This window comes from Burkholderia sp. SCN-KJ (genome assembly GCF_024656005.1).
Lineage (GTDB): Bacteria > Pseudomonadota > Gammaproteobacteria > Burkholderiales > Burkholderiaceae > Burkholderia.
In genome coordinates this window covers 34,965-54,664 of sequence record NZ_JANKOG010000014.1, presented here as the reverse complement: position 1 = coordinate 54,664, position 19,700 = coordinate 34,965, and the positions used below count along the sequence as shown (strand labels likewise).

Genomic DNA, 19,700 nt, shown 5'->3' with positions numbered 1-19,700 from the left:
CTGAGAGAGCATGGGACGTCAGACATGGAATCATGTGAACGAGACGCGACCATTCAGAGGGCATGGTCACGCCGACAACGGCACGCACATCGTGTTGCCCCCTTCCCCCGATCGCATCCGGGCCCGTCGCGTGACGCGCACTATGGATCCGGCCATGCCGCGTAAGGACGCGCTCGTCGCACTCGCGCTCGGCGTTGCACTGCTCGTGGTCGCAGCCATGCTCGCCGTCACCGCGAGCCATGCGGCCGGCGACCTGATCCGTACACCGGGCACGGTCGTGCGCATCGTGCAGGACAGCGACGCGATGCGTGCATACCGCCCGATCGTCGCCTATTTGGCGAACGACGGCCGCCGCCGCGAAGTCGCCGGCAATACCGCATCGGTGGTCCCGGCCTACGACATCGGCGAAAGCGTGGACGTCCTGGTCGATCCGGCCCATCCGAACCGTCCCGCGCTGATCGACGATTTCACGCAACGCTGGCTGCCCGTCGCGGTGCCGGCGCTGCTCGCAGTCGCATCGCTGGCGATCGGCAGCGTGCTGTACGTGAACGGGCGCCGCGGCCGGCAGGCCGACGCGCTGTCCGCGCCGGCGGCCCGCATAGGGGGCCGGCGCCGCTGGAACATCGCGATCGCGCTGATTCCGATCGCGATCGGCACCGTCTTCCTGGCCGGCGCCGGCGCCGCCGGCTTGCGCCAGTGGCAGGTCGCCCGCCATTACGCGCACTCGACCGGCCATGTCGTCTCGATCGCCGAAACCGCCCAGTCGTCCCGCACGCGCACGTCGCTCTATTCGGCGACCATCGCGTTCACGACCGACAGCGGCCGCCCCGTCACGTTCGCGCAAGGCTCGACCTCGTCGCGCCCCGGGCTGTACGAAGGCGAGGTGGTCGACGTGCTGTACGACCCCGTCACGCCCGAGCGCGCGGTCATCGACCGGTTCTGGGACCGGTGGGGGCTCACGGCCATCCTGTTCGCGATCGGCGCGCCGTTCCTCGTCGCCGGACTGTTCGTCGTCGGGGCGCTGTGGCCCGAGCCTCGGCCGCACGAACTCGCCGAATGACGAACGCGGAAGAACCGGGCCGTCAACGCCGCGACCGCGGCTTCACCGCTCCCTGAACGCCTCCACCTTCGCGCGGTTGCCGCACGTGCGCATGTCGCACCAGCGGCGTCCGACGCCGCGGCCGCGATCGACGAAGAACCACGTACAGCGGCCGCACTGCCGCACGCGCGCGAAGTCGTCGCCGCGCAGCAGATGCTCGAACCCGAGCGCGGCCGCGTCGATCCAGCGCGACGCGGCGCGCGCATCGGGCCGCCACGCGAAGCGGCCGTCGACCGCGTCGAATCTGCTGCGCCCGATCGCATCGCGAATCGCCTCGGCGAGCCGGTCCGCCGCTCGCGCGCCGGCGCTGCCGCCTTCGCCGGCCGTCAGGTGCGCGAGCGCCGCATACGCATCCTCGCGAAAACCGTGCAGCGCGGCGAGTTCGTCCGCGCCGTCCTGCCGGGGATGACGCAGAAACCGCGTCAGGTCGGCCTCCGCCAGCAACCCCGCCTTCCCGGCCCAGGCACGCACGGCCGGCCAGTCGACGAGTTTGTCCTCATCGCGCGTCTTGCCCGTGTCGGCCACCGTGTTCAGGAAATCGAGCGCCGGATGGCCGCCGACGAAATCGGCCGCACGCCATGTATGCGCCGCTCGCGCAGGCTCGTGTCGAGTAACCATTTATTTTCACCTATCGGTTTCATATCCGAATGAACAGGCGTAACCTGTTAACAACCAAAACAGGTTAGCACGGAGGCACCGATGCTCGAGCTCGCCAATCGCTACAATTTCGAAGGTCACCGGATCGCATGGGGCACGCTCGGCGAAGGGCCGCCGCTCGTGCTCGTGCACGGGACGCCGTTCTCGTCGCAGGTGTGGCGCCGCATCGCCCCGTGGCTCGCACGGCGTCATCGCGTGTTCTTCTACGACCTGCTCGGCTACGGCCAGTCGGACATGCCCGACACGGACGTCTCGCTCGGCCGGCAGAACGTGCTGTTCGGCGCGCTGCTCGACGAATGGAAACTGTCACGCCCGCGCGTACTCGCGCACGACTACGGCGGCGCAACCGTGCTGCGCGCGCATTTCCTCAACGGCATCGCGTATTCGGACCTGACACTCGTGAACCCCGTCGCGATCGCGCCGCAAGGCTCGCCGTTCGTGCGCCACGTCGCGCAGCACGAAGCCGCGTTCACCGGGCTGCCGGCGTATGCGCATCACGCACTCGTGTCGGCCTATATCGGCAATGCGGTCGCACGGCCGTTGAGCGACGACGTGCTGTCGATCTACCGCTCGCCGTGGCTCACGCCGGCCGGCCAGCCGGCGTTCTATCGACAGATCGCGCAGATGCGCCAGCGCTATATCGAGGAAGCCGAGGCCCGTTATGCGCCGCCGGACTTTCCAGTGCGCATCGTGTGGGGCGAGGACGACGCGTGGATTCCGCGCGAACAGGGGCAGGCGCTCGCCGATCGCATCGCGGGCGGAAAGCTGATCCGCGTGCCGCGCGCGGGACACCTGGTCCAGGAGGATGCGCCCGAGGCGATCGTCGCCGCGGTGCTCGACGCACACGGACAGGATTGATCGCCCACACAGTCGCGCGGCGTAGCAAATCAGAAGGCCGGCACGCCCTGCGCGAGCGTCGCGACGAACTTCGCGGTGCGCGGATCGCGCGGCCGCCCGAACAGCTCGCGCGATGCGCCGGCCTCGACCACGCGGCCATCCGCGAGAAACACCGCATCGTGCGCGACCGACGCGGCCAGGCGCAGGTCGTGCGTGGCCATCAGCATCGTCGTGCCTTCCCGCGCGAGCTGGCGCAACACTTCGACGACTTCGACGGACAATTCGGGATCGAGCGCGGACGTCGGCTCGTCGCACAGCAGCACCTGCGGCGACGGCGCGAGCGCGCGTGCGATGGCCACGCGCTGCTGCTGGCCGCCCGACAACGTCGCGGGCCACGCGTCGGCCTTGTCGGCGATACCGACCTTGTCCAGCAACGCGAGCGCCCGTTCGCGCGCTTGCTCGCGCGGCCAGCGCTGCACGGTCACGAGCCCTTCCATCACGTTCTGCACGACGCTCAGGTGCGGAAACAACTGGAAGTTCTGGAACACCATGCCGGTCTGACGGCGCACCGCAAACACGTGATCGCGCGACGGGCGGCGCCCCGCCGCGAAGTCGATGCGGGCGTCGCCGACCGTGAGCGCGCCCGCCTCCGGCACTTCGAGCAGGTTCACACAGCGCAGCAGCGTGCTCTTGCCGCTGCCGGACGGCCCGATCAACGCGGTCACGCTGCCGGGCTGCAATGCGAGGTCGATGCCGGTCAGCACGCGCTGCGCGCCGAACGACTTGTCGATGCGTTCGAGACGGATCATCGCAACTCCGCGTGGAACAGCGCATGGCGCCCGAAGCGCAGCTCGAGCCGACGTTGCAGCGACGAGAGCACCGAGCTGAACAGCAGATAGATCAGCGCGGCTTCGGTATAGAGGATCAGCGGCTCGTAGGTGACGGCCGCGATGCGCTGCGCGGCCTGGAAGATCTCGGGCACGGTCAGCACGGCCGCGAGCGACGTGTCCTTTACCAGCGAGATGAACGAATTCGACAGCGCGGGCAGCGCGACGCGCGCGGCCTGCGGCAGGATCGCGCGGCGCAGCGCCTGCGCGCGCGTCATCGCCATCGAGTACGCGGCTTCCCACTGCCCTTTCGGGATCGATTCGATCACGCCGCGGATCACCTCGGCGTTGTACGCGCCGACGTTCAGCGAGAAGCCGATCACGGCGGCGGTCAGCGGATCGAGCACGATGCCGACGTTCGGCAGTCCGTAGAAGATCACGAACAGCTGCACGAGCAGCGGCGAGCCGCGAAACAGCCAGATGTAGAAACGTATGGCGGCCTGCGCCCAGCGCGGCCCGAACAGGCGCGCGAGCGCCGCGCCGAACGCGAGCAGCAGGCCGATCGCGAACGACGCGAGCGTGAGCGGAACCGTAAACACGAGCCCCGCCACCAGCAGGGGCCGCAGCGATTCCGCCATCAAGTGCAGCCAGGGCGGCATCGGTCAGCCTCGCGTCACGGCTGCGACACGTCGCGGCCGAAGTACTTCTGCGAGATCTTCGCGTAGGTGCCGTCGGCCTTGAGGTCCGCGAGCGCCTTGTCGATCGCCGCCACCAGCGCGGGACTGCCCTTGCGCAGCAGCACGCCCGATGCATCGCCGGCGCCGCTCGTGTCGGTCGCCGCGATCTTCAGTTTCGCGTCGGGCTTGTGCTTGCGGAAATCGAGGTACGACAGCGAATCGTTGATCGTCGCGTCGACGCGTCCCGCGCTCAGCAGGTCGATCGATTCGTTGAAGCCCTGCACGGGCACCACGTCCGCGCCGTGCGCGGCCGCGAGCTTGCCGAAATTGCTGGTCAGCGTGTTCGCGGATTTCTTGCCCTTCAGGTCGTCGAACGAGCGGATCGACGTGTTGTCCGCGCGCACGATCAGCACCGCGTGGGACGTGATGTACGGCGTCGAGAAATCATATTTCGCCTTGCGCGCATCGGTGATCGACACTTCGTTGACGACCGCGTCGTAGCGATTCACGTCGAGGCCCGCGATCAGCCCGTCCCACTTGCCTTCGACGAATTCCGCCTTCACGCCGAGCCGTTGCGCGATCGCGCTCGCGATGTCGACGTCGAAGCCGGTCAGCTTGCCCGACGCATCGTGATACGTGAACGGTGCGTACGTGCCTTCGGTGCCGACCCGGAACACGCCGGCCGACTTGATCTGCGCGAGATCGTCGGCCGCCAGCGCGCTCGTGACGGCAGTGGCCTGCAGCAATGCGACGACCAGGATGGAGCGAAGGAATTTCATGGTGCGGACCCCGAACGATGGAAGGGAGTGGACCCGCCGGCCCGAACGGCCGCGCGAGAGGTCCGCGAATTCTACCGACGCGCCGATATCCGGCAAAAACGCAAATCCGCTAACGATATGAGCGCGTCGAATAACGCGCCGGCGAGCCGCGCCCATTCCGCAGACGAAATCCCACGCGATGCAACGCGGCGATCGTCTGACGAATCGTTACCTGCGGTTACAGAAGCGACACTGCGGTATCACCCATCGGGCATGCACTACGTACCATGAAGGCAGGTAAAACGATTGCTCGCGGGCCTGGTCCCCGCGGACGGAGTGAACGGCAAATGAGACGCATCCTGTTGTCCAGTGCCCTCGGCATCGCGGCCGCCTGCCTGTCGGCAAGTGCGTTCGCGCGTGCCGACGTCGGCGTGTATTTCGGCGTGCCGGGGCCGGTGATCGAGGCGCCGCCGCCTGTCTACTACGCGCCGCCGCCGCCCGTCGTGTACGAGCCGGCGCCCGCCTATTACGGCCCGTACTACGGCGAATACCGTTACCGCTACTACCGGCACGACAACGGCTGGCATCGCGGCTGGCGTCATCACCATCACGACGACGATTGACCGTCCCAAGGCGGCTGTCGCGGCCGCCTCCCGCGATGGGGAAATTGCGCGCGCCGGCCTTCGAGCCGGCGCGTGCGCATCACGCACCGCTTACCACGGCAGCGAGTAGGTCTTCGTGTTCGTGAAGCTCTTCATCGCCTCCTGCACGCCTTCCTTGTACCCGAGGCCCGAATCCTTCACGCCGCCGAACGGCGTCAGTTCGAGCCGGTAGCCCGGCACCTCGCGCACGTTCACGCTGCCGACTTCCAGCTCCGTGATGAAGCGCGTGATGCTGTCGAAGCGGTTCGTGCAGACCGACGACGACAACGCATAGTCGGTGCTGTTCGACATCCGGATCGCCTCGTCGATGTCGCGAAAACGCATGATCGGCGACACGGGCCCGAACGTCTCGTACTTCACGAGCGGCATGTCGGGCGTCACGCGATCGACGACCGTCGGCGAATACAGCGCGCCGTCGCGCACGTTGCCGACCAGCAGCCGCGCACCGCGTGCAATCGCGTCGTTCACCTGCTGCTCGCAGAACTTCGCGGCCGCTTCGTCGATCACGGTGCCCATGTCGACCGACGGATCGGCCGGGTTCCCGTATGCCCACGCGCGGGTTTTCTCGACGACCAGCTCGGTGAAGCGATCGGCCACCGCCTCGTGCACGAGCATCCGCTTGATCGCGGTGCAGCGCTGCCCCGAGTTCTTGTACGAACCCGACACCGCCAGCGTGCTCGCTTCGTCGAGATCGGCGTCTTCCATCACGATGATCGGATCGTTTCCGCCGAGTTCCAGCACCGCGCGCCGGTAGCCCATTCGCGCCGCGATCGACTTGCCGATCGACACGCCGCCGGTGAACGTGATCAGGTCGATCGCCTGATTCGTGATCAGCTCGTCGGCGATCTCCTTCGGGTCGCCGGTGATCACCTGCAGCATCTGCGGCGGCAGGCCGGCTTCATACAGGATGTCCGCGAACAGGTAGCACGACAGCGGCACCTTCTCCGACGGCTTCACGACGATCCGGTTGTTGGTCGCGACCGACGGCACGACCTTGTGCGCGACCTGGTTCATCGGATGGTTGAACGGCGTGATCGCGGAAATCACGCCGAGCAGCGGTTCGCGCTGCGTGTACACGCGGCGCTTCTTGCCGTGCGGCGTCAGATCGCACGAGAAGATCTGCCCGTCGTCCTTCAGCACTTCGCCCGCGCCGAACGTGAGCACGTCGGCCACGCGCCCGGCTTCATACGTCGAATCCTTGATGCACAAGCCGGCCTCGGCCGTGATCAGCGCCGCGATCCGGGCGGTGCGCGCACGCACGATGTCGGCCGCGCGGCGCAGGATCGCCGCGCGTTCGTGGCGCGTGAGCGACGGCCGGTACGCACGCGCGACCGCGAATGCGCGCCGCACGTCGTCGAGCGTCGCCTTCGGCACGGTGCCGACGAGCGTGCCGTCGTACGGGTTGCGCACCTCGATCACCGCATCGCGCTGAATCCTTTCACCATCGATTCGCAGTGCTTCACGATGTACCGTGCGAACTTCCGTCGATGCTGCAATGGCGTTCATGAGTGTCTCCTGGCGGATGCGTCCGCGTCACTGCAGATGGTTGAGCGCGATGTCGATGATGTCGAAGTTGCGCAGCCGCGCGCGGCCCGCGACATCGGTCGCGACCGGCTTGCTGAAGATCAGCGGCACGATCTGCTCGGAGATCCCGCCGTGCGAGCGCAGCGGCACGTCGAGGCCCGACAGGTCATGCTTGATGCGCCGCGTGCCGAGCACGACGTCCTGCTTCGAGATCACGATCAGGTCGCCCATCCGCTCGGGCGGCAGCTCGAAGCGCGCGCAGCCTTCGGCGCCCGTCAGCACGACCTCGATGCCGTCCACCGCGGCGAGCCGCGCGCGCAGCGCGTCGGCATCGGCGTCGTCCGGCACGTAGACGGTCGCGAACGAGCCGAGCGCGCCGTGGTGCACGACGTACGGATCGGTGATCGGCAGGATCACGCGCGCCGCGTCGTGGCCGAGCCACGCGTCGAACAGCTCCTGCAGGTAGATCACGTTCGGCTCGCCGGTCTCGCCGTCGTGCTTCGCGTTCATTCCGTGGTCGGCCGTGATCGCGACGATCGCGCCGAGTTCGTCGAGCCGCTTCAGGTACGCGTCCATCATCTGGTAGAACGCGTTCGCGCCGTCGGTGCCGGGCGCGCACTTGTGCTGCACGTAGTCGGTCGTCGACAGGTACATCAGGTCGATCGGGCGCGTCTCGAGCAGGCGCACGGCGGCCGCGAACACGAACTCCGACAGGTCCGCGCTGTACACGCTCGGCACCGGCTTGCCGACCAGCTCGAGCACGTTGTCGATGCCGTTTTCCTCGAGGCTCGCCTCGTCCGCTTTCTCCGACGAGAAGCAGATGCCCTTGAGCCCCTTGCCGAGCAGGCGGCGCAGCTTGTCCTTCGCGGTGACGACCGCGACGCGCGCGCCCTGCTCGGCGAAAGTCGCGAGCACGGTGGGCGCGACGAGGTACTTCGGATCGTTCATCAGCACCTCGGCACCGGTGTCGCGATCGTAGAAGTAATTGCCGCTTATCCCGTGGATCGCGGGCGGCACGCCGGTAACAATCGACAGGTTGTTCGGGTTCGTGAAGCTCGGCACCACGCACTCGCCCTTGAGCGCCGTGCCCGGCTTCAGCAGCGTGCGCAGGAACGGCGCGACGCCGGCCTCGGCCGCCATCTCGAGATACTCATAGGCGCAGCCGTCGACGCAGACCACCACCACGGGGCGGCGCATCCAGTTGTAGCGGCGGCCGTTCACTTCCACGGATACAGGCGTTTCAGTCATGACGTTCAGTCCTTTCGGTTCGAAGGGGTTGAGCTGTCGGCGCCCGCGCCGCGCCGAGGAGGTGTTTTCCATGCTTGACATTAAAATTGATGATTTGTAGATTGTCAACAACATGCAGAGAACAGAAAGCAAAAGACGGAAACACGAGGCAGTACGAAGAGGGCTGGTCTCCACTCATCCGCCGCATGCCGCGGCGCCACGGTCAAGGGGTCTGAAGATGAACGAAGTGCCGGTACAGAAGCGTTTCAATGCATGGGCGACGGGCGCGGCGCGCGTCGCGCTGGCCGCCGCGGTCGCGCTCGGCGCGGCGCAGGCGGCGCATGCGAAGACGTCGCTGCTCGTCTACACCGCGCTGGAGGACGAGGCGATGAAGCCCTACAAGGACGCCTTCGAGAAAGCGAACCCCGACATCGAGATCCGCTGGGTGCGCGACTCGACCGGCTCGGTCACCGCGAAGCTGCTCGCGGAGAAGAACAACCCGCGCGCGGACGTCATCCTCGGCCTCGCCGCGTCGAGTCTCACGCTGCTCGACCTGCAGGGGATGCTGATGCCGTATGCGCCGAAGGGCTTCGACCAGCTCACGCGCAAGTACAGCGACGCGAACACGCCGCCGCACTGGGTCGGCATGGACGTGTGGGGCGCGACGATCTGCTACAACCGCGTCGCCGCGCAGGCGAAGAACATCCCGAAGCCGACGTCGTGGGAAGACCTGACGAAGCCTGTCTACAAGGGCGCAATCGTGATGCCGAGCCCCGTTTCGTCGGGCACCGGCTATCTCGACGTCACCGCGTGGCTGCAGACCTTCGGCGACGACCGCGGCTGGAAATTCATGGATGCGCTCGACAAGAACGTCGCGCAGTACGTGCATTCGGGCTCGAAGCCGTGCACGCTCGCCGGCACCGGCGAATTCCCGATCGGCATCTCGTTCGAGTTCCGCGGTCATGAACTGCAGGCGCAGGGCGCGCCGATCGACCTCGTGTTCCCGAAGGAAGGGCTCGGCTGGGACATGGAAGGCACGGCGATCATGAAGACGACGAAACAGCCCGACGCCGCGAAGAAGCTCGCGGACTTCATGGCGAGCAAGGACGCGAACCAGATCACCGCGCGCTGGTGGGCGATCGTCGCGTACCCGGGCGTCGCGCGCAAGCTCGCCGGCATCCCCGACAACTATGCGGACCTGCTCGTGAAGAACGACTTCGTGTGGTCGGCGAAGAACCGTCAGTCGATCCTCGATACCTGGCAAAAGCGCTACGGGGCGAAAGCACAGCAATGACGCGGCGCTAACGCCGCACCAGGCAGCGGGGCCGCGACACGCGCCGCCCCGCCTCCCTTCCGATCGTCGTATCCGGCCCGCATCCGGGCCGCCCGCAGCGTGGAGGCGTGCATGGCACCCTATCTGAGCGTAGAACGCATCGAAAAGCGGTACAACGACACACAGGTCCTCACCGACATCAACCTGAGCGTGATGAAGGGCGAGATGATCTGCTTCCTGGGGCCGTCCGGCTGCGGGAAAACCACGCTGCTGCGGATCATCGCGGGGCTCGAGGCGCAAAGCGCCGGCCACATCATGCAGGACGGCCGCGACATTTCGCGGCTGCCGCCGCAACTGCGCGACTACGGGATCGTGTTCCAGTCGTACGCGCTGTTTCCGAACCTCACCGTCTTCGACAACGTCGCGTACGGGCTCGTGAACCGCAGGATGAAGCGCGACGCGATCCACGAGCGCGTGCATACGCTGCTCGCGCTGGTCGGCCTGCCCGACAGCCATCGCAAGCATCCGGGTCAGCTGTCCGGCGGCCAGCAGCAGCGCATCGCGCTCGCGCGCGCGCTCGCGACGTCGCCCGGCCTGCTGCTGCTCGACGAGCCGCTGTCGGCGCTCGATGCGCGCGTGCGCGTGCGGCTGCGCCAGGAGATCCGCGCGCTGCAGCAGCGGCTCGGCGTGACGACGATCATGGTCACGCACGACCAGGAAGAGGCGCTGTCGATGGCCGACCGCATCGTCGTGATGAATCACGGCGTGATCGAGCAGATCGGCACGCCGCTCGAAATCTACCGGCAGCCCGCGTCGCCGTTCGTCGCGGACTTCATCGGCCGCGTCAACACGATCCCCGCCGAAGTCGCGCAGGACGGCACGCTGCGTGCGGGCAGCGTCGGCTTCGACTGCCGGCATGGCGCGAACCGGCCGGCCCAGGGCGCGGCCGTGTCGGTCTACGTGCGGCCCGAGGATCTGCGCATCCGCATTCCGGGCGAGACGGCCGACAACGTGCTGGCCGGCCGCGTCGAGAAGCTCGAGTTCCTCGGCGCGTTCTGTCGCGTGAGCTTCCGGATCGACGGGCTCGACGGCCAGGAAATCGTCGCCGACCTGTCGTATCACGACGTCGACCGCACCGGCGTGCAGGCCGGCGCGCGCATCGACCTCGCGCTCGATCGCGAGCATGTGCGCGTGTTCCCGAGCGCGAAGGAGCGACTGCAATGAGCGCCGTCCTCACCGAACGCCGCCGCGGCGCGGCCGCCTCCGCCGACGTGCGGCAGCTCACGCACTGGCACGACCGCATCGCGCAGCTCGCGCTCGTCGCGATGGCCGCGCTGATGTCGCTGTTCCTGCTGCTGCCGCTCGCGCTCGTCGTGCAGAAATGCTTCGTCGACGCGGACGGCCATTTCGTCGGCGCACACAACTTCGTCGAGTATCTCGAGGACAGCGGCGTGCTGCGCTCGATGCTCCACTCGCTGACGGTCGGCGCGCTCGTCACGATGATCGTCGTGCCGATGGCGTTCACGTTCGCGTATGCGCTGACGCGCTCGTGCATGCCGCTGAAGAACGCCGCACGCACGATCGCGCTGCTGCCGCTGCTCGCGCCGACGCTGCTGTCCGCCGTGTCGTTCATCTACTGGTTCGGCAACGCGGGGCTGCTCAAGCCGCTGCTGCACGGTCACTCGATCTACGGACTGCCGGGGATCGTGCTGAGCATGGTGTACGCATCGTTCCCGCACGTGCTGATGATCCTCGTCACCGCGCTGTCGCTCGCGGATGGCCGGCTCTACGAAGCCGCCGACGCGATGGGCACGAGCCGCGTGCGCAAGTTCTTCACGATCACGCTGCCGGGCGCGAAGTACGGGCTGATCAGCGCGACGATGGTGGCCTTCACGATGTGCATCAACGACTTCGGCGTGCCCGTGGTGATCGGCGGTTCGTACAACGTGCTGTCGACCGACATCTACAAGCTGATCATCGGGCTGCAGGACTTCAACCGCAGCGCGGTCGTGAGCCTGATGCTGCTGTGCCCGGCGCTGGTCGCGTTCGGTGTCGACTTCTTCATCCGCCGCCGCCAGCAGTCGCAGCTCGGCGCGCGCTCGACGCCGTACCAGCCGAAGCCGTCGCGCGGCTTCGACGCCGCGATGCTCGCGTACTGCGCGCTGGTGTGCGCGTTCTTCATCGCGGTGGTCGGCATCTCGGTGTTCGCGTCGTTCGTGAAGTTCTGGCCGTACCAGATGAGCGTCGGGCTGCAGCACTATGAGATGGGGCTGATCGGCGCCGGCATCTTCGACGCGTACAAGAACAGCCTGCGGATGGCCGCGACCGTCGCGCTCGGCGGCACGATCGTCGTGTTCGGCGGCGCCTACCTGATCGAGAAAACCCGCGGCGCACGCTGGCTGCGCGGCTTCATCAGCCTGTGCGCGATCCTGCCGATGGGCGTGCCGGGCCTCGTGCTCGGCATCAGCTACATCTTCCTGTTCAACGCGCCGGGCAATCCGCTGAACGGGCTGTACGGGTCGCTGTGGCTGCTCGCGATCGTCACGGTCGTCCACTACTACGCGTCGAGCCACCTGACCGCCGTCACCGCGCTGCGGCAGATCGACAGCGAGTTCGAGGCCGTGTCCGCGTCGCTGAAGGTGCCGTTCTACAAGACCTTCCTGCGCGTGACCGTGCCCGTGTGCCTGCCCGCGATCCTGCTGATCGCGCGCTACCTGTTCGTCAACGGGATGACGACGGTCTCCGCCGTCGCGTTCCTGTACTCGCCGGACACGCAGCCCGCCTCCGTCGCGATCCTGAACCTCGACGACGCGGGCCAGATGGGCCCGGCCGCCGCGATGGCGACGCTCGTGCTCGCGACCTCGTCGTTCGCGTGCGTGCTGTTCGCCTGCATTTCGCACCGCCTGTTGCGCCGCACGCAGGCCTGGCGCACCCCGCATCGCCGCTGATCCGTTCGCCGCATTCACGTGACGTCCCGACTTCACCAAGGAGACACCATGACGCTCGCCACCCAGCCCATCCTGCTCACCCCCGGCCCCCTGACGACCTCGGAGCGCACGCGCGACGCGATGCTGCGCGACTGGGGTTCGTGGGACAGCGACTTCAACGCGATCACCGCGCGGCTGCGCGAACGGCTGCTGCAGATCGTGCACGGCGAAGGCACGCACGAATGCGTGCCGCTGCAGGGTAGCGGCACGTTCTCGGTCGAGGCGGCGATCGGCACGCTCGTGCCGCGCGACGGCCACGTGCTCGTGCCGAACAACGGCGCGTACTGCCAGCGCCTCGCGAAGATCTGCCGCGTGCTCGGCCGCAAGCTCACGACGATCGACTACAGCGAGGACCGCCGCGTCGATCCGGCCGACGTCGAGCGCGCGCTCGCCGGCGATCCGACCATCACGCACGTCGCGCTCGTGCACTGCGAAACCGGCGCCGGCGTGCTGAACCCGCTGCACGAGGTCGCGCAGGTCGTCGCGAAACACGGCCGCGGGCTGATCGTCGACGCGATGAGCTCGTTCGGCGCGATCGACATCGATGCGCGCACGACGCCGTTCGACGCGGTGATCGCCGCGTCCGGCAAGTGTCTCGAAGGCGTGCCGGGGCTCGGCTTCGTGATCGCGAAGCGCACCGCGCTCGAACGCTGCGAAGGCAACAGCCACTCGCTCGCGATGGACCTGTACGACCAGTGGGTCTACATGCAGCGCACGACGCAATGGCGCTTCACGCCGCCCACGCACGTGGTCGCGGCGCTCGACGCGGCCGTCGCGCAGTACGTCGACGAAGGCGGGCTCGCCGCGCGCGGCGGCCGCTACCAGCGCAACACGCGCGCGCTGATCGACGGGATGCGCGCGCTCGGGTTCCGGCCGTTCCTCGATTCCGCGATCCAGGCGCCGATCATCGTCACGTTCCACGCACCGGACGATCCGAACTACGACTTCAAGCGCTTTTATCAGGAGGTCAAAAAGCGCGGCTACATTCTGTATCCGGGCAAGCTGACCGAGGTCGACACGTTCCGCGTCGGCTGCATCGGCCACTTCGGCGAAGCCGGCATTCCGGGCGCGGTCGCCGCGATCGCCGACACGCTGAAGGCGATGGGCGTGCGGCGCGTGTCGGCCGAAGCGGCGGCCTGACGCGAGGCATCCGCCGCACCGCGGCGCGCGGCCGGTCGCCGTGCAGCGCGGTGCGGCGGGTTCGCTTTCGTTTCGCGTTTTACCGCCGTGTGCAGCACGGCAATTCTCTCGACCCTTACCGGCACGACATCCGATGCGACCCTTCTGGATCGAACAAGCACTGTTCAACGACGGCGATCTCGCCCCCGCGCTGCAGGGCGCGATAGCGGCCGACGTCTGCATCGTCGGCGGCGGCTTCACGGGGCTCTGGACCGCGATCCAGGCGAAGCAGCAGAACCCGGCGCTCGACATCGCGATACTCGAGGCCGACCTGTGCGGCGCCGGCGCGAGCGGGCGCAACGGCGGGTGCCTGCTCACGTGGTCAGCCAAATTCCTGACGCTGCGGCGCCTGTTCGGCGAAGCGGAGGCGATCCGGCTCGTGAAGGCGTCGGAGGCGGCCGTCCAGCACATCGCCGACTTCTGTCGCACGCATCGCATCGATGCCGAACTGCGGCTCGACGGCACGCTGTACACCGCGACGTCGCGCGCGCAGGTCGGCACGCTCGCGCCGGTGCTCGACGCGCTCGCCGCGTGCGGTATCCACAGCTACGAGCCGCTGCCGGCCGCTGAAGTCGCGCGCCGCTCGGGCTCCGCCCGCAATCTCGACGGCGTGTATTCGCCGATCGCCGCGACCGTGCATCCGGGCAAGCTCGTGCGCGGGCTGCGCCGCGTCGCGCTCGAGATGGGGATCCGGATCTACGAGCGCACGCCGCTCGTCGACTTCCCGCCGGGGCAGCCGGCCGTCGTACGGACGCCGTCCGGCAGCGTGCGCGCCGGCAAGCTGGTGTTCGCGATCAACGCGTGGATGGCGAGCCGCTTCCCGCAGTTCGAGCGCACGATCGCGGTCGTGTCGAGCGACATGGTCATCACCGAGAAATGCCCGGAACTGCTGGAACGGACCGGGCTCGTCGACGGCGTGTCGGTGCTCGATTCGCGGATCTTCGTGTACTACTACCGCACGACCGCCGACGGCCGGCTGATGCTCGGCAAGGGCGGCAACACGTTCTCGTGGCGCAGCCGCATCGCGCCGGTGTTCGACCGGCGCTCGCCGTACGAGGCGCAGCTCACGCAGAGCCTGCGCGAATTCTTTCCTTCGCTCGCGGGCGTGCCGGTGACTGCGAGCTGGAACGGCCCGTCGGACCGTTCGGTGACGGGCTTCCCGTTCTTCGGCCGCCTCGACGGCGCGCCGAACGTGTTCTACGGCTTCGGCTATTCAGGCAACGGCGTCGGGCCGACCTACATGGGCGGACAGATCCTGTCGTCGCTGGTGCTCGGCCTCGACAACGCGTGGACGCGCAGCCCGATCGTACGCGGCCCGCTCGGCCATTTCCCGCCGGAGCCGATCCGCTATGTGGGCGCGCACGTCGTGCGCAATGCGATTCGTCGCAAGGAGCGTGCGGAGGACGAAAGCCGGCGGCCGGCGATGGTCGACACGTGGCTCGCGAAGTTCGCGAGCGCGGCGGGGAAGGCGGACAAGGCGTAAAGCACAGGTGCAATGCGCCAGCGCGCAGTACGCGTGAACAGTTCCTCCGAATAACAGTTCGTCACATCTTCTTCGAATTTCGGCCTTGCTCAAATAACAAATGAGCAAAGACCATTGACAAGACAAGTCAAATTTCCGAAGTGGCGTTTTCTATAAAATAGAATGACTTTCATTCAAATGAACACCGAACAATAAGACAACTCTCGCCGCATGAAATTTATCTCGCCGCACCAAATTATTATCTCGATTTTGCGATGACAAATAGCGTGAGAGGATCCCCACTTTCAGCGGAGACACGCCCCTCATGCATTCATCATCGACCATTGAAATTCTGATTAGCGACTCTCGATCCATATCGAGCGGATCACAATTCGGACATGCCGCAATCGCCATTGATGGAGTCGTATACGGCCGTGCGCATCCGGGATGGGACGTAGATGACGTCTCGAATTATCTGAATCGCCAGAAAACCAAAATGCGGCGCGATACGATCGGCTATCTCGTCAAGACATCCGGAGACGAGAAAAGAATCATTCTTGACGAAATAAGAAGGCGGCGCCTTGAAAACAAGCGCTACTCACTCGTCGACAATAACTGCTCATCAAATATAGCCGAGGTACTCGGCAAGGCGGGCATTCTGGCTTACGACCCGAGATGGCAGCTCCCGGGTATCATAGCTCCCGCAGATCTAATGATCGGCCTGCGCCATTCGAAGCGATTGATTGGAATCCGACACTACCCGAAGAAATGACGCGCGTTCTGCTGTTTGCCATATTCACCGTCACGATCTGTGCATGCTCGAAGCACATAGACGAAAAATGGACGGCGCTTCAAGACATGCCTGCCTTCGCCGCGCCGAATGACGATCGAACCCAGCCCGTCTTTACGATCAGGAAAGGCGAATCCTGCGTGCCATTGGCGGATCGCGCCGCAAAAATTTACGCCTACACACAGGTGCGCTGCGAGACTGGTACTGGCTGGGTCCTGGACGATTTCTTTGATAAACGGAGCGGCAAATGATCAACGCGCCGACGATCACCCCAATCGGCTCGGATCTCGTCATCTTCGGCAGGAACTGAACCCGCCAGGCACAACGCGCATCGCGCACGGCACGTCACCATGCGAACGATGTAAACACAAAAGGCGCTGACCGATCGGTTCAGCGCCCTGTCGCCATCGACGCGCGGTGAAACCCGCGCCGCAACCCGCTCACGCGCCGGCCTTCTCCCGCGCCGCCTTCCCCGCCGCAGGCAACCCCTGCTCGTGCGTGCGGCGCATCCGCGCGAGGCCGTGCGCGACATGCTCGCGCACCAGTGCGACCGCCTTCTCCTCGTCGCCGCTCGCGAGCGCCTGCACGATCTTGTCGTGCTCGGCCGCCGACACCGCGATCGCATCCTCCTCGGCCTCGATCGCGGCCTGGCGCAGCAGCCCGAGCTGGCGCACGAGCCGGCGATAAGTGTCGGTGAGATGCGTATTGCCGACGCCGACCACCATCGCGTCGTGGAACTGCACGTTCAGCTCGGTATAGCGCGTGACGTCATGCGTCTTCGCGGCATCCTTCATCGACTGGATGATGCCCTTCAGCACCTTCAGCGTGTCGGGCGAAATGCGTTTCGCGAGCGCGCGCGCGACCGACTCGTCGAGCATCGCGCGCACTTCGTAGATCTCTTCGGCCTCGCGCAGCGGCACGACGCGCACCGTCACGCCGCGATTCTTCTCGTTGCGCAGCAGCCCGGCCTGCTCGAGCGCGCGGAATGCTTCGCGCACGGGGCCGCGCGACACGTTCAGCTTGGTCGCGATATCGACTTCGTTGAGCTTCTCGCCCGGCGCATATTCGCCGGACACGATCGCGCGCTCGAGCATGTCCTGGACAATCATCGCGAGCGACTGGCTTTGCAGGAGTTCGATGGCGTTGAGCGCGTTCGGGGCAGTCATGGTCGGGCAGGCAGCGACGCTGCGGAAGAAAAACGAGGGCGCCATGTCGGCGAATGATCGTTATATACCCTCGGCCCGATACATTGTCAACAGTTTTCAGTTTCCAAAAACCGGTTCCGCGTGCCGGAATGCAACCGGCACGCGGCATCGTGCGGCCGGCGTGAGCACGCCGGACCGCTCGATGCGCGCCTGCCGTCAGGCCGTCTGCTTCACCGGCCCCGGGTCGCTCTGGCTCGGCCGCCCTGTCTCGACGTGGCCCGCGAAGCGGCGCACGACCTTGTCGTCGCCACCGCGCAGCGTGGTCGCGGTGATCGTCAGATCGTACCAGCCGTGGCTCGACGACAGCTCGAAGTGATCCTCGATGCGCTCGCCCGGCTCCAGCGTGTAGCTGCGTGCATGCGCATGGGTGTACGCGTTGTCGACGACCACGCGGCACGCCGCGCCGCCGCTGTTGCGCAGCTGCAGGTACACGTGGCGGTTGCGCACGTCGTAGCCGACCTTCGCTTCCGGGTTCGCGTGGCGGCCGTCCGCGGCCAGCCGCGTGTTGCCCTGGAATTCGCACAGATAGCCGTTCGGGCCATACGCGGCGAGATGGTAGTCGCCGCGCGCGGCCGACGTGCTCCAGGTATCGGCGAAGCGGTCGTGCGACGACACCGCGTAACGACGCGGCGGCGTCGCCGGATTGCGGCGGTCGTACACGTAGAATGCGGCGCCCGCGTCACCAGAGTTCGCGAAATCGAGCGACACGCTGTCGTCGCGGCCGTTCACGCGGGCATGCACGAACAGCTCGTACGGCAGCGCCCGCGCCGGACGCGTGCCGGGCTCCTGCGCCGGCATCGACTGCTGCGCGGGCACCTGGTACGCCTGGCCGGCCGTCTGGATGTGCTGCGGCACCGTGAAGCTCACCGTGCGCGTATCGGGTCGCGCGGAGAAATCGAATGCCGACGTGAGGTCGCCGCAGACCGAGCGGCGCCACGCGCTGATGTTCGGCTCCTGCACGCCGAAGCGCGCTTCGAGGAAACGCAGCACCGACGTGTGGTCGAACGTCTCCGAGCAGACCCAGCCGCCCTTCGTCCACGGCGAGATGATGATCAGCGGCACGCGCGGCCCGAGGCCGATCGGCTGGATGCCGCCCGGGTCCGCACCCGGCACGAGCGGGCTCATCTCGCCCGGGTACTTGTTCAGGTCGAGCAGTTCGTCGCCGAGGTTCGACAGCAGGTTCGACGACACGATGCCCTGGCCGCCCACGCCGCTCGTGACCGGCGGCACCGGCGGCACGACGTGGTCGAACAGCCCGTCGTTTTCGTCATAATTGAGGATGAACACCGTCTTCGCCCACACCTCCGGGTTCGACGTCAGCGCCTCGAGCACCGTGTTGATGTAGAACGCGCCGTCGGTCGGCGACGCCTGCGGGTGTTCGCTGTACTTGTACGGCGACACGATCCACGACACCTGCGGCAGCCGGTTCGCCTGCACGTCGGCCTTCAGCTCGGCGAGCGTGTGGTCCGACGCGCCCTTGTCGACCAGCGGGCCGCTCGCGCCTTCCTTCACCTGGAAGCGCTTGAAGAACATCAGCGAGTTGTCGGTGTAGTTGTCGGTCGGGTCGCCCGGGATGCCCGTGCCGCCCTGGTACAGCTTCCAGCTGATCTTCGCGTTCTCGAGGCGTTCCGCGTAGGTCGTCCACGTGTAGCCGTTCGTGTTGTTGCGCTCGCCGATGCCGGGGCCGTTCGGCTGCGTGCCGTACACGTTGCGCGAATCGATCGTGCCAGTCCACAGGTAGATGCGGTTCGGCGCCGTGTCGGCGTGCGCGGAGCAGAAGTACGAATCGCAGATCGTGAACGCGTCGGCGAGCGCGTAGTGGTACGTGAGGTCCTGGCGCTTCAGGTAGCCCATCGTCAGCACGTCCTGCTTCTGGTTCACCCACTGGTCCCACTGGCCGTTGTTCCAGGACAGGTGGCCGCTGCTCCAGCCGTGGTTGGTGCCCGGCTGGAATTCGGTCGTCTGCTTCGGGTCGAGGTAGAACGGCAGCACGTACGGCGCGGACGGGTCGAGCCCGCGCGAGTGGTAGTTCTTCGTGAACACCGACGCCGGCGGCTGCTGCCACACCGGCGCGCCGTTCGGCAGCAGGTGCGGGCGCGGGTCGTTGAAGCCGCGCACGCCGCGCAGCCCGCCGAAGTAATGGTCGAACGAGCGGTTTTCCTGCATGAAGATCACGACGTGTTCGACGTCGCGGATCGTGCCGGTGCGATAGGCGGCCGGCATCGCGAGCGCCTTGCGGATCGCCGGCGGGAAGCCGGCGTAGGCGGCCATCGCGCCGGCCGACTGGGCGGCGAGGCGCAGGAAATCGCGTCGATTGGTGGCGGACATGAAGAGGATCCTGTGGGTCGGTAAGGGTGGCGCCGGTCGAGCGGGGCCGGCGGTCGGTGCGTTGCCGCTATTACTCCGCACCGGCATGTCCCGGCCGTGACCGGTTCCAGCAGGTTTCTTGCGGTCACCCCCAGCTTTTTTTCGAAGCGGCGCACGACGCACCTTTCATGTGGCCGACACACGCATGCGCTACGCTGACGCGCGATGA

The 19,700-nt window shown here is 66.9% G+C and carries 18 protein-coding genes; 10 read left to right on the top strand and 8 right to left on the bottom strand.

Features of this window, described 5'->3' with window-relative positions; translation table 11 throughout:
• The first annotated feature begins 10 nt into the window (after nt 1-10).
• Nucleotides 11-1,060, top strand: coding sequence for a DUF3592 domain-containing protein (locus tag NQV17_RS22525; protein ID WP_257773941.1), 1,050 nt, complete (start codon nt 11-13; stop codon nt 1,058-1,060).
• 42 nt (nt 1,061-1,102) lie between these two features.
• Here NQV17_RS22525 and NQV17_RS22520 read toward each other — a convergent pair whose 3' ends face one another.
• Nucleotides 1,103-1,717, bottom strand: a complete 615-nt coding sequence (locus NQV17_RS22520; protein WP_257773940.1) for a CGNR zinc finger domain-containing protein — start codon at nt 1,715-1,717, stop codon at nt 1,103-1,105.
• 81 nt (nt 1,718-1,798) lie between these two features.
• Between NQV17_RS22520 and NQV17_RS22515 the strand changes: the two genes are divergently transcribed.
• Nucleotides 1,799-2,614 (top strand): alpha/beta fold hydrolase, encoded by an 816-nt coding sequence (locus NQV17_RS22515; protein ID WP_257773939.1) that lies wholly within the window; start codon nt 1,799-1,801, stop codon nt 2,612-2,614.
• A 29-nt stretch (nt 2,615-2,643) separates the two neighbouring features.
• On the opposite strand, the gene NQV17_RS22510 is transcribed toward NQV17_RS22515, so the two are convergent.
• From NQV17_RS22510 to NQV17_RS22500, 3 genes are read right to left on the bottom strand one after another with little or no spacing between them, the layout of a single operon-like run.
• Nucleotides 2,644-3,402: an amino acid ABC transporter ATP-binding protein gene (locus NQV17_RS22510; RefSeq protein ID WP_124486713.1), complete on the bottom strand. Its 759-nt coding sequence runs from the start codon at nt 3,400-3,402 to the stop codon at nt 2,644-2,646.
• Entirely contained in the window at nt 3,399-4,079 is a 681-nt protein-coding gene (locus NQV17_RS22505) for an amino acid ABC transporter permease (protein WP_044847337.1), read from the bottom strand. The genes NQV17_RS22510 and NQV17_RS22505 overlap by 4 nt, the downstream gene beginning before the upstream one ends.
• Before the next feature lie 14 nt (nt 4,080-4,093).
• A complete protein-coding gene (locus NQV17_RS22500; RefSeq protein ID WP_257773938.1) occupies nt 4,094-4,876 on the bottom strand; it encodes an amino acid ABC transporter substrate-binding protein in 783 nt (260 codons plus the stop codon).
• Nucleotides 4,877-5,202: 326 nt separating this feature from the next.
• On the opposite strand from NQV17_RS22500, the gene NQV17_RS22495 reads away from it, so the two are divergent.
• Nucleotides 5,203-5,478 (top strand): hypothetical protein, encoded by a 276-nt coding sequence (locus tag NQV17_RS22495; RefSeq protein WP_257773937.1) that lies wholly within the window; start codon nt 5,203-5,205, stop codon nt 5,476-5,478.
• A 90-nt stretch (nt 5,479-5,568) separates the two neighbouring features.
• On the opposite strand, the gene phnY is transcribed toward NQV17_RS22495, so the two are convergent.
• Both phnY and phnA read right to left on the bottom strand, forming a co-directional pair.
• Nucleotides 5,569-7,023: a phosphonoacetaldehyde dehydrogenase gene (gene phnY, locus NQV17_RS22490; RefSeq protein WP_257773936.1), complete on the bottom strand. Its 1,455-nt coding sequence runs from the start codon at nt 7,021-7,023 to the stop codon at nt 5,569-5,571.
• A 27-nt stretch (nt 7,024-7,050) separates the two neighbouring features.
• On the bottom strand, nt 7,051-8,289 hold the full coding sequence (gene phnA, locus NQV17_RS22485; protein ID WP_257773935.1) for a phosphonoacetate hydrolase: 1,239 nt from the start codon (nt 8,287-8,289) through the stop codon (nt 7,051-7,053).
• A gap of 217 nt (nt 8,290-8,506) precedes the next feature.
• Between phnA and NQV17_RS22480 the strand changes: the two genes are divergently transcribed.
• The 7 genes from NQV17_RS22480 to NQV17_RS22450 all read left to right on the top strand — a co-directional run bounded on the left by NQV17_RS22480 (nt 8,507) and on the right by NQV17_RS22450 (nt 16,210).
• Nucleotides 8,507-9,562 carry a putative 2-aminoethylphosphonate ABC transporter substrate-binding protein gene (locus tag NQV17_RS22480; RefSeq protein ID WP_257773934.1) on the top strand — a complete coding sequence of 352 codons (1,056 nt, stop codon included), beginning with the start codon at nt 8,507-8,509 and terminating at the stop codon, nt 9,560-9,562.
• 111 nt (nt 9,563-9,673) lie between these two features.
• The gene (locus NQV17_RS22475) at nt 9,674-10,765 is read left to right on the top strand and encodes a putative 2-aminoethylphosphonate ABC transporter ATP-binding protein (RefSeq protein ID WP_257773933.1); all 1,092 of its coding nucleotides are present in this window, start codon (nt 9,674-9,676) and stop codon (nt 10,763-10,765) included.
• Complete coding sequence (locus tag NQV17_RS22470) at nt 10,762-12,489, top strand: putative 2-aminoethylphosphonate ABC transporter permease subunit (protein WP_257773932.1); 1,728 nt, start codon at nt 10,762-10,764, stop codon at nt 12,487-12,489. The genes NQV17_RS22475 and NQV17_RS22470 overlap by 4 nt, the downstream gene beginning before the upstream one ends.
• Nucleotides 12,490-12,537: 48 nt before the next feature.
• On the top strand, nt 12,538-13,668 hold the full coding sequence (locus NQV17_RS22465; RefSeq protein WP_124486721.1) for a 2-aminoethylphosphonate--pyruvate transaminase: 1,131 nt from the start codon (nt 12,538-12,540) through the stop codon (nt 13,666-13,668).
• Between the two features lie 133 nt (nt 13,669-13,801).
• Nucleotides 13,802-15,190 (top strand): FAD-dependent oxidoreductase, encoded by a 1,389-nt coding sequence (locus NQV17_RS22460; protein ID WP_257773931.1) that lies wholly within the window; start codon nt 13,802-13,804, stop codon nt 15,188-15,190.
• Nucleotides 15,191-15,494: 304 nt separating this feature from the next.
• Nucleotides 15,495-15,941 (top strand): hypothetical protein, encoded by a 447-nt coding sequence (locus tag NQV17_RS22455; RefSeq protein ID WP_257773930.1) that lies wholly within the window; start codon nt 15,495-15,497, stop codon nt 15,939-15,941.
• Entirely contained in the window at nt 15,938-16,210 is a 273-nt protein-coding gene (locus NQV17_RS22450; RefSeq protein WP_257773929.1) for a hypothetical protein, read from the top strand. The genes NQV17_RS22455 and NQV17_RS22450 overlap by 4 nt, the downstream gene beginning before the upstream one ends.
• 189 nt (nt 16,211-16,399) lie before the next feature.
• On the opposite strand, the gene NQV17_RS22445 is transcribed toward NQV17_RS22450, so the two are convergent.
• The gene (locus tag NQV17_RS22445; RefSeq protein WP_044847361.1) at nt 16,400-17,125 is read right to left on the bottom strand and encodes a phosphonate utilization associated transcriptional regulator; all 726 of its coding nucleotides are present in this window, start codon (nt 17,123-17,125) and stop codon (nt 16,400-16,402) included.
• 195 nt (nt 17,126-17,320) lie between these two features.
• Complete coding sequence (locus NQV17_RS22440; RefSeq protein WP_257773928.1) at nt 17,321-19,492, bottom strand: phosphocholine-specific phospholipase C; 2,172 nt, start codon at nt 19,490-19,492, stop codon at nt 17,321-17,323.
• Nucleotides 19,493-19,700: the final 208 nt, after the last annotated feature.

Excerpts from the sequence above, each read along its gene's own strand:
- NQV17_RS22525 (WP_257773941.1), top strand. The coding sequence starts at position 11 with ATGGGACGTCAGACATGGAATCATGTGAACGAGACGCGACCATTCAGA.
- NQV17_RS22460 (WP_257773931.1), top strand. The coding sequence starts at position 13,802 with ATGCGACCCTTCTGGATCGAACAAGCACTGTTCAACGACGGCGATCTC.
- NQV17_RS22495 (WP_257773937.1), top strand. The coding sequence starts at position 5,203 with ATGAGACGCATCCTGTTGTCCAGTGCCCTCGGCATCGCGGCCGCCTGC.
- phnY (WP_257773936.1), bottom strand. The coding sequence starts at position 7,023 with ATGAACGCCATTGCAGCATCGACGGAAGTTCGCACGGTACATCGTGAA.
- NQV17_RS22465 (WP_124486721.1), top strand. The coding sequence starts at position 12,538 with ATGACGCTCGCCACCCAGCCCATCCTGCTCACCCCCGGCCCCCTGACG.
- NQV17_RS22450 (WP_257773929.1), top strand. The coding sequence starts at position 15,938 with ATGACGCGCGTTCTGCTGTTTGCCATATTCACCGTCACGATCTGTGCA.
- NQV17_RS22520 (WP_257773940.1), bottom strand. The coding sequence starts at position 1,717 with ATGGTTACTCGACACGAGCCTGCGCGAGCGGCGCATACATGGCGTGCG.
- NQV17_RS22470 (WP_257773932.1), top strand. The coding sequence starts at position 10,762 with ATGAGCGCCGTCCTCACCGAACGCCGCCGCGGCGCGGCCGCCTCCGCC.
- NQV17_RS22475 (WP_257773933.1), top strand. The coding sequence starts at position 9,674 with ATGGCACCCTATCTGAGCGTAGAACGCATCGAAAAGCGGTACAACGAC.
- phnA (WP_257773935.1), bottom strand. The coding sequence starts at position 8,289 with ATGACTGAAACGCCTGTATCCGTGGAAGTGAACGGCCGCCGCTACAAC.
- NQV17_RS22500 (WP_257773938.1), bottom strand. The coding sequence starts at position 4,876 with ATGAAATTCCTTCGCTCCATCCTGGTCGTCGCATTGCTGCAGGCCACT.
- NQV17_RS22510 (WP_124486713.1), bottom strand. The coding sequence starts at position 3,402 with ATGATCCGTCTCGAACGCATCGACAAGTCGTTCGGCGCGCAGCGCGTG.
- NQV17_RS22455 (WP_257773930.1), top strand. The coding sequence starts at position 15,495 with ATGCATTCATCATCGACCATTGAAATTCTGATTAGCGACTCTCGATCC.
- NQV17_RS22440 (WP_257773928.1), bottom strand. The coding sequence starts at position 19,492 with ATGTCCGCCACCAATCGACGCGATTTCCTGCGCCTCGCCGCCCAGTCG.
- NQV17_RS22505 (WP_044847337.1), bottom strand. The coding sequence starts at position 4,079 with ATGCCGCCCTGGCTGCACTTGATGGCGGAATCGCTGCGGCCCCTGCTG.
- NQV17_RS22480 (WP_257773934.1), top strand. The coding sequence starts at position 8,507 with ATGAACGAAGTGCCGGTACAGAAGCGTTTCAATGCATGGGCGACGGGC.
- NQV17_RS22515 (WP_257773939.1), top strand. The coding sequence starts at position 1,799 with ATGCTCGAGCTCGCCAATCGCTACAATTTCGAAGGTCACCGGATCGCA.
- NQV17_RS22445 (WP_044847361.1), bottom strand. The coding sequence starts at position 17,125 with ATGACTGCCCCGAACGCGCTCAACGCCATCGAACTCCTGCAAAGCCAG.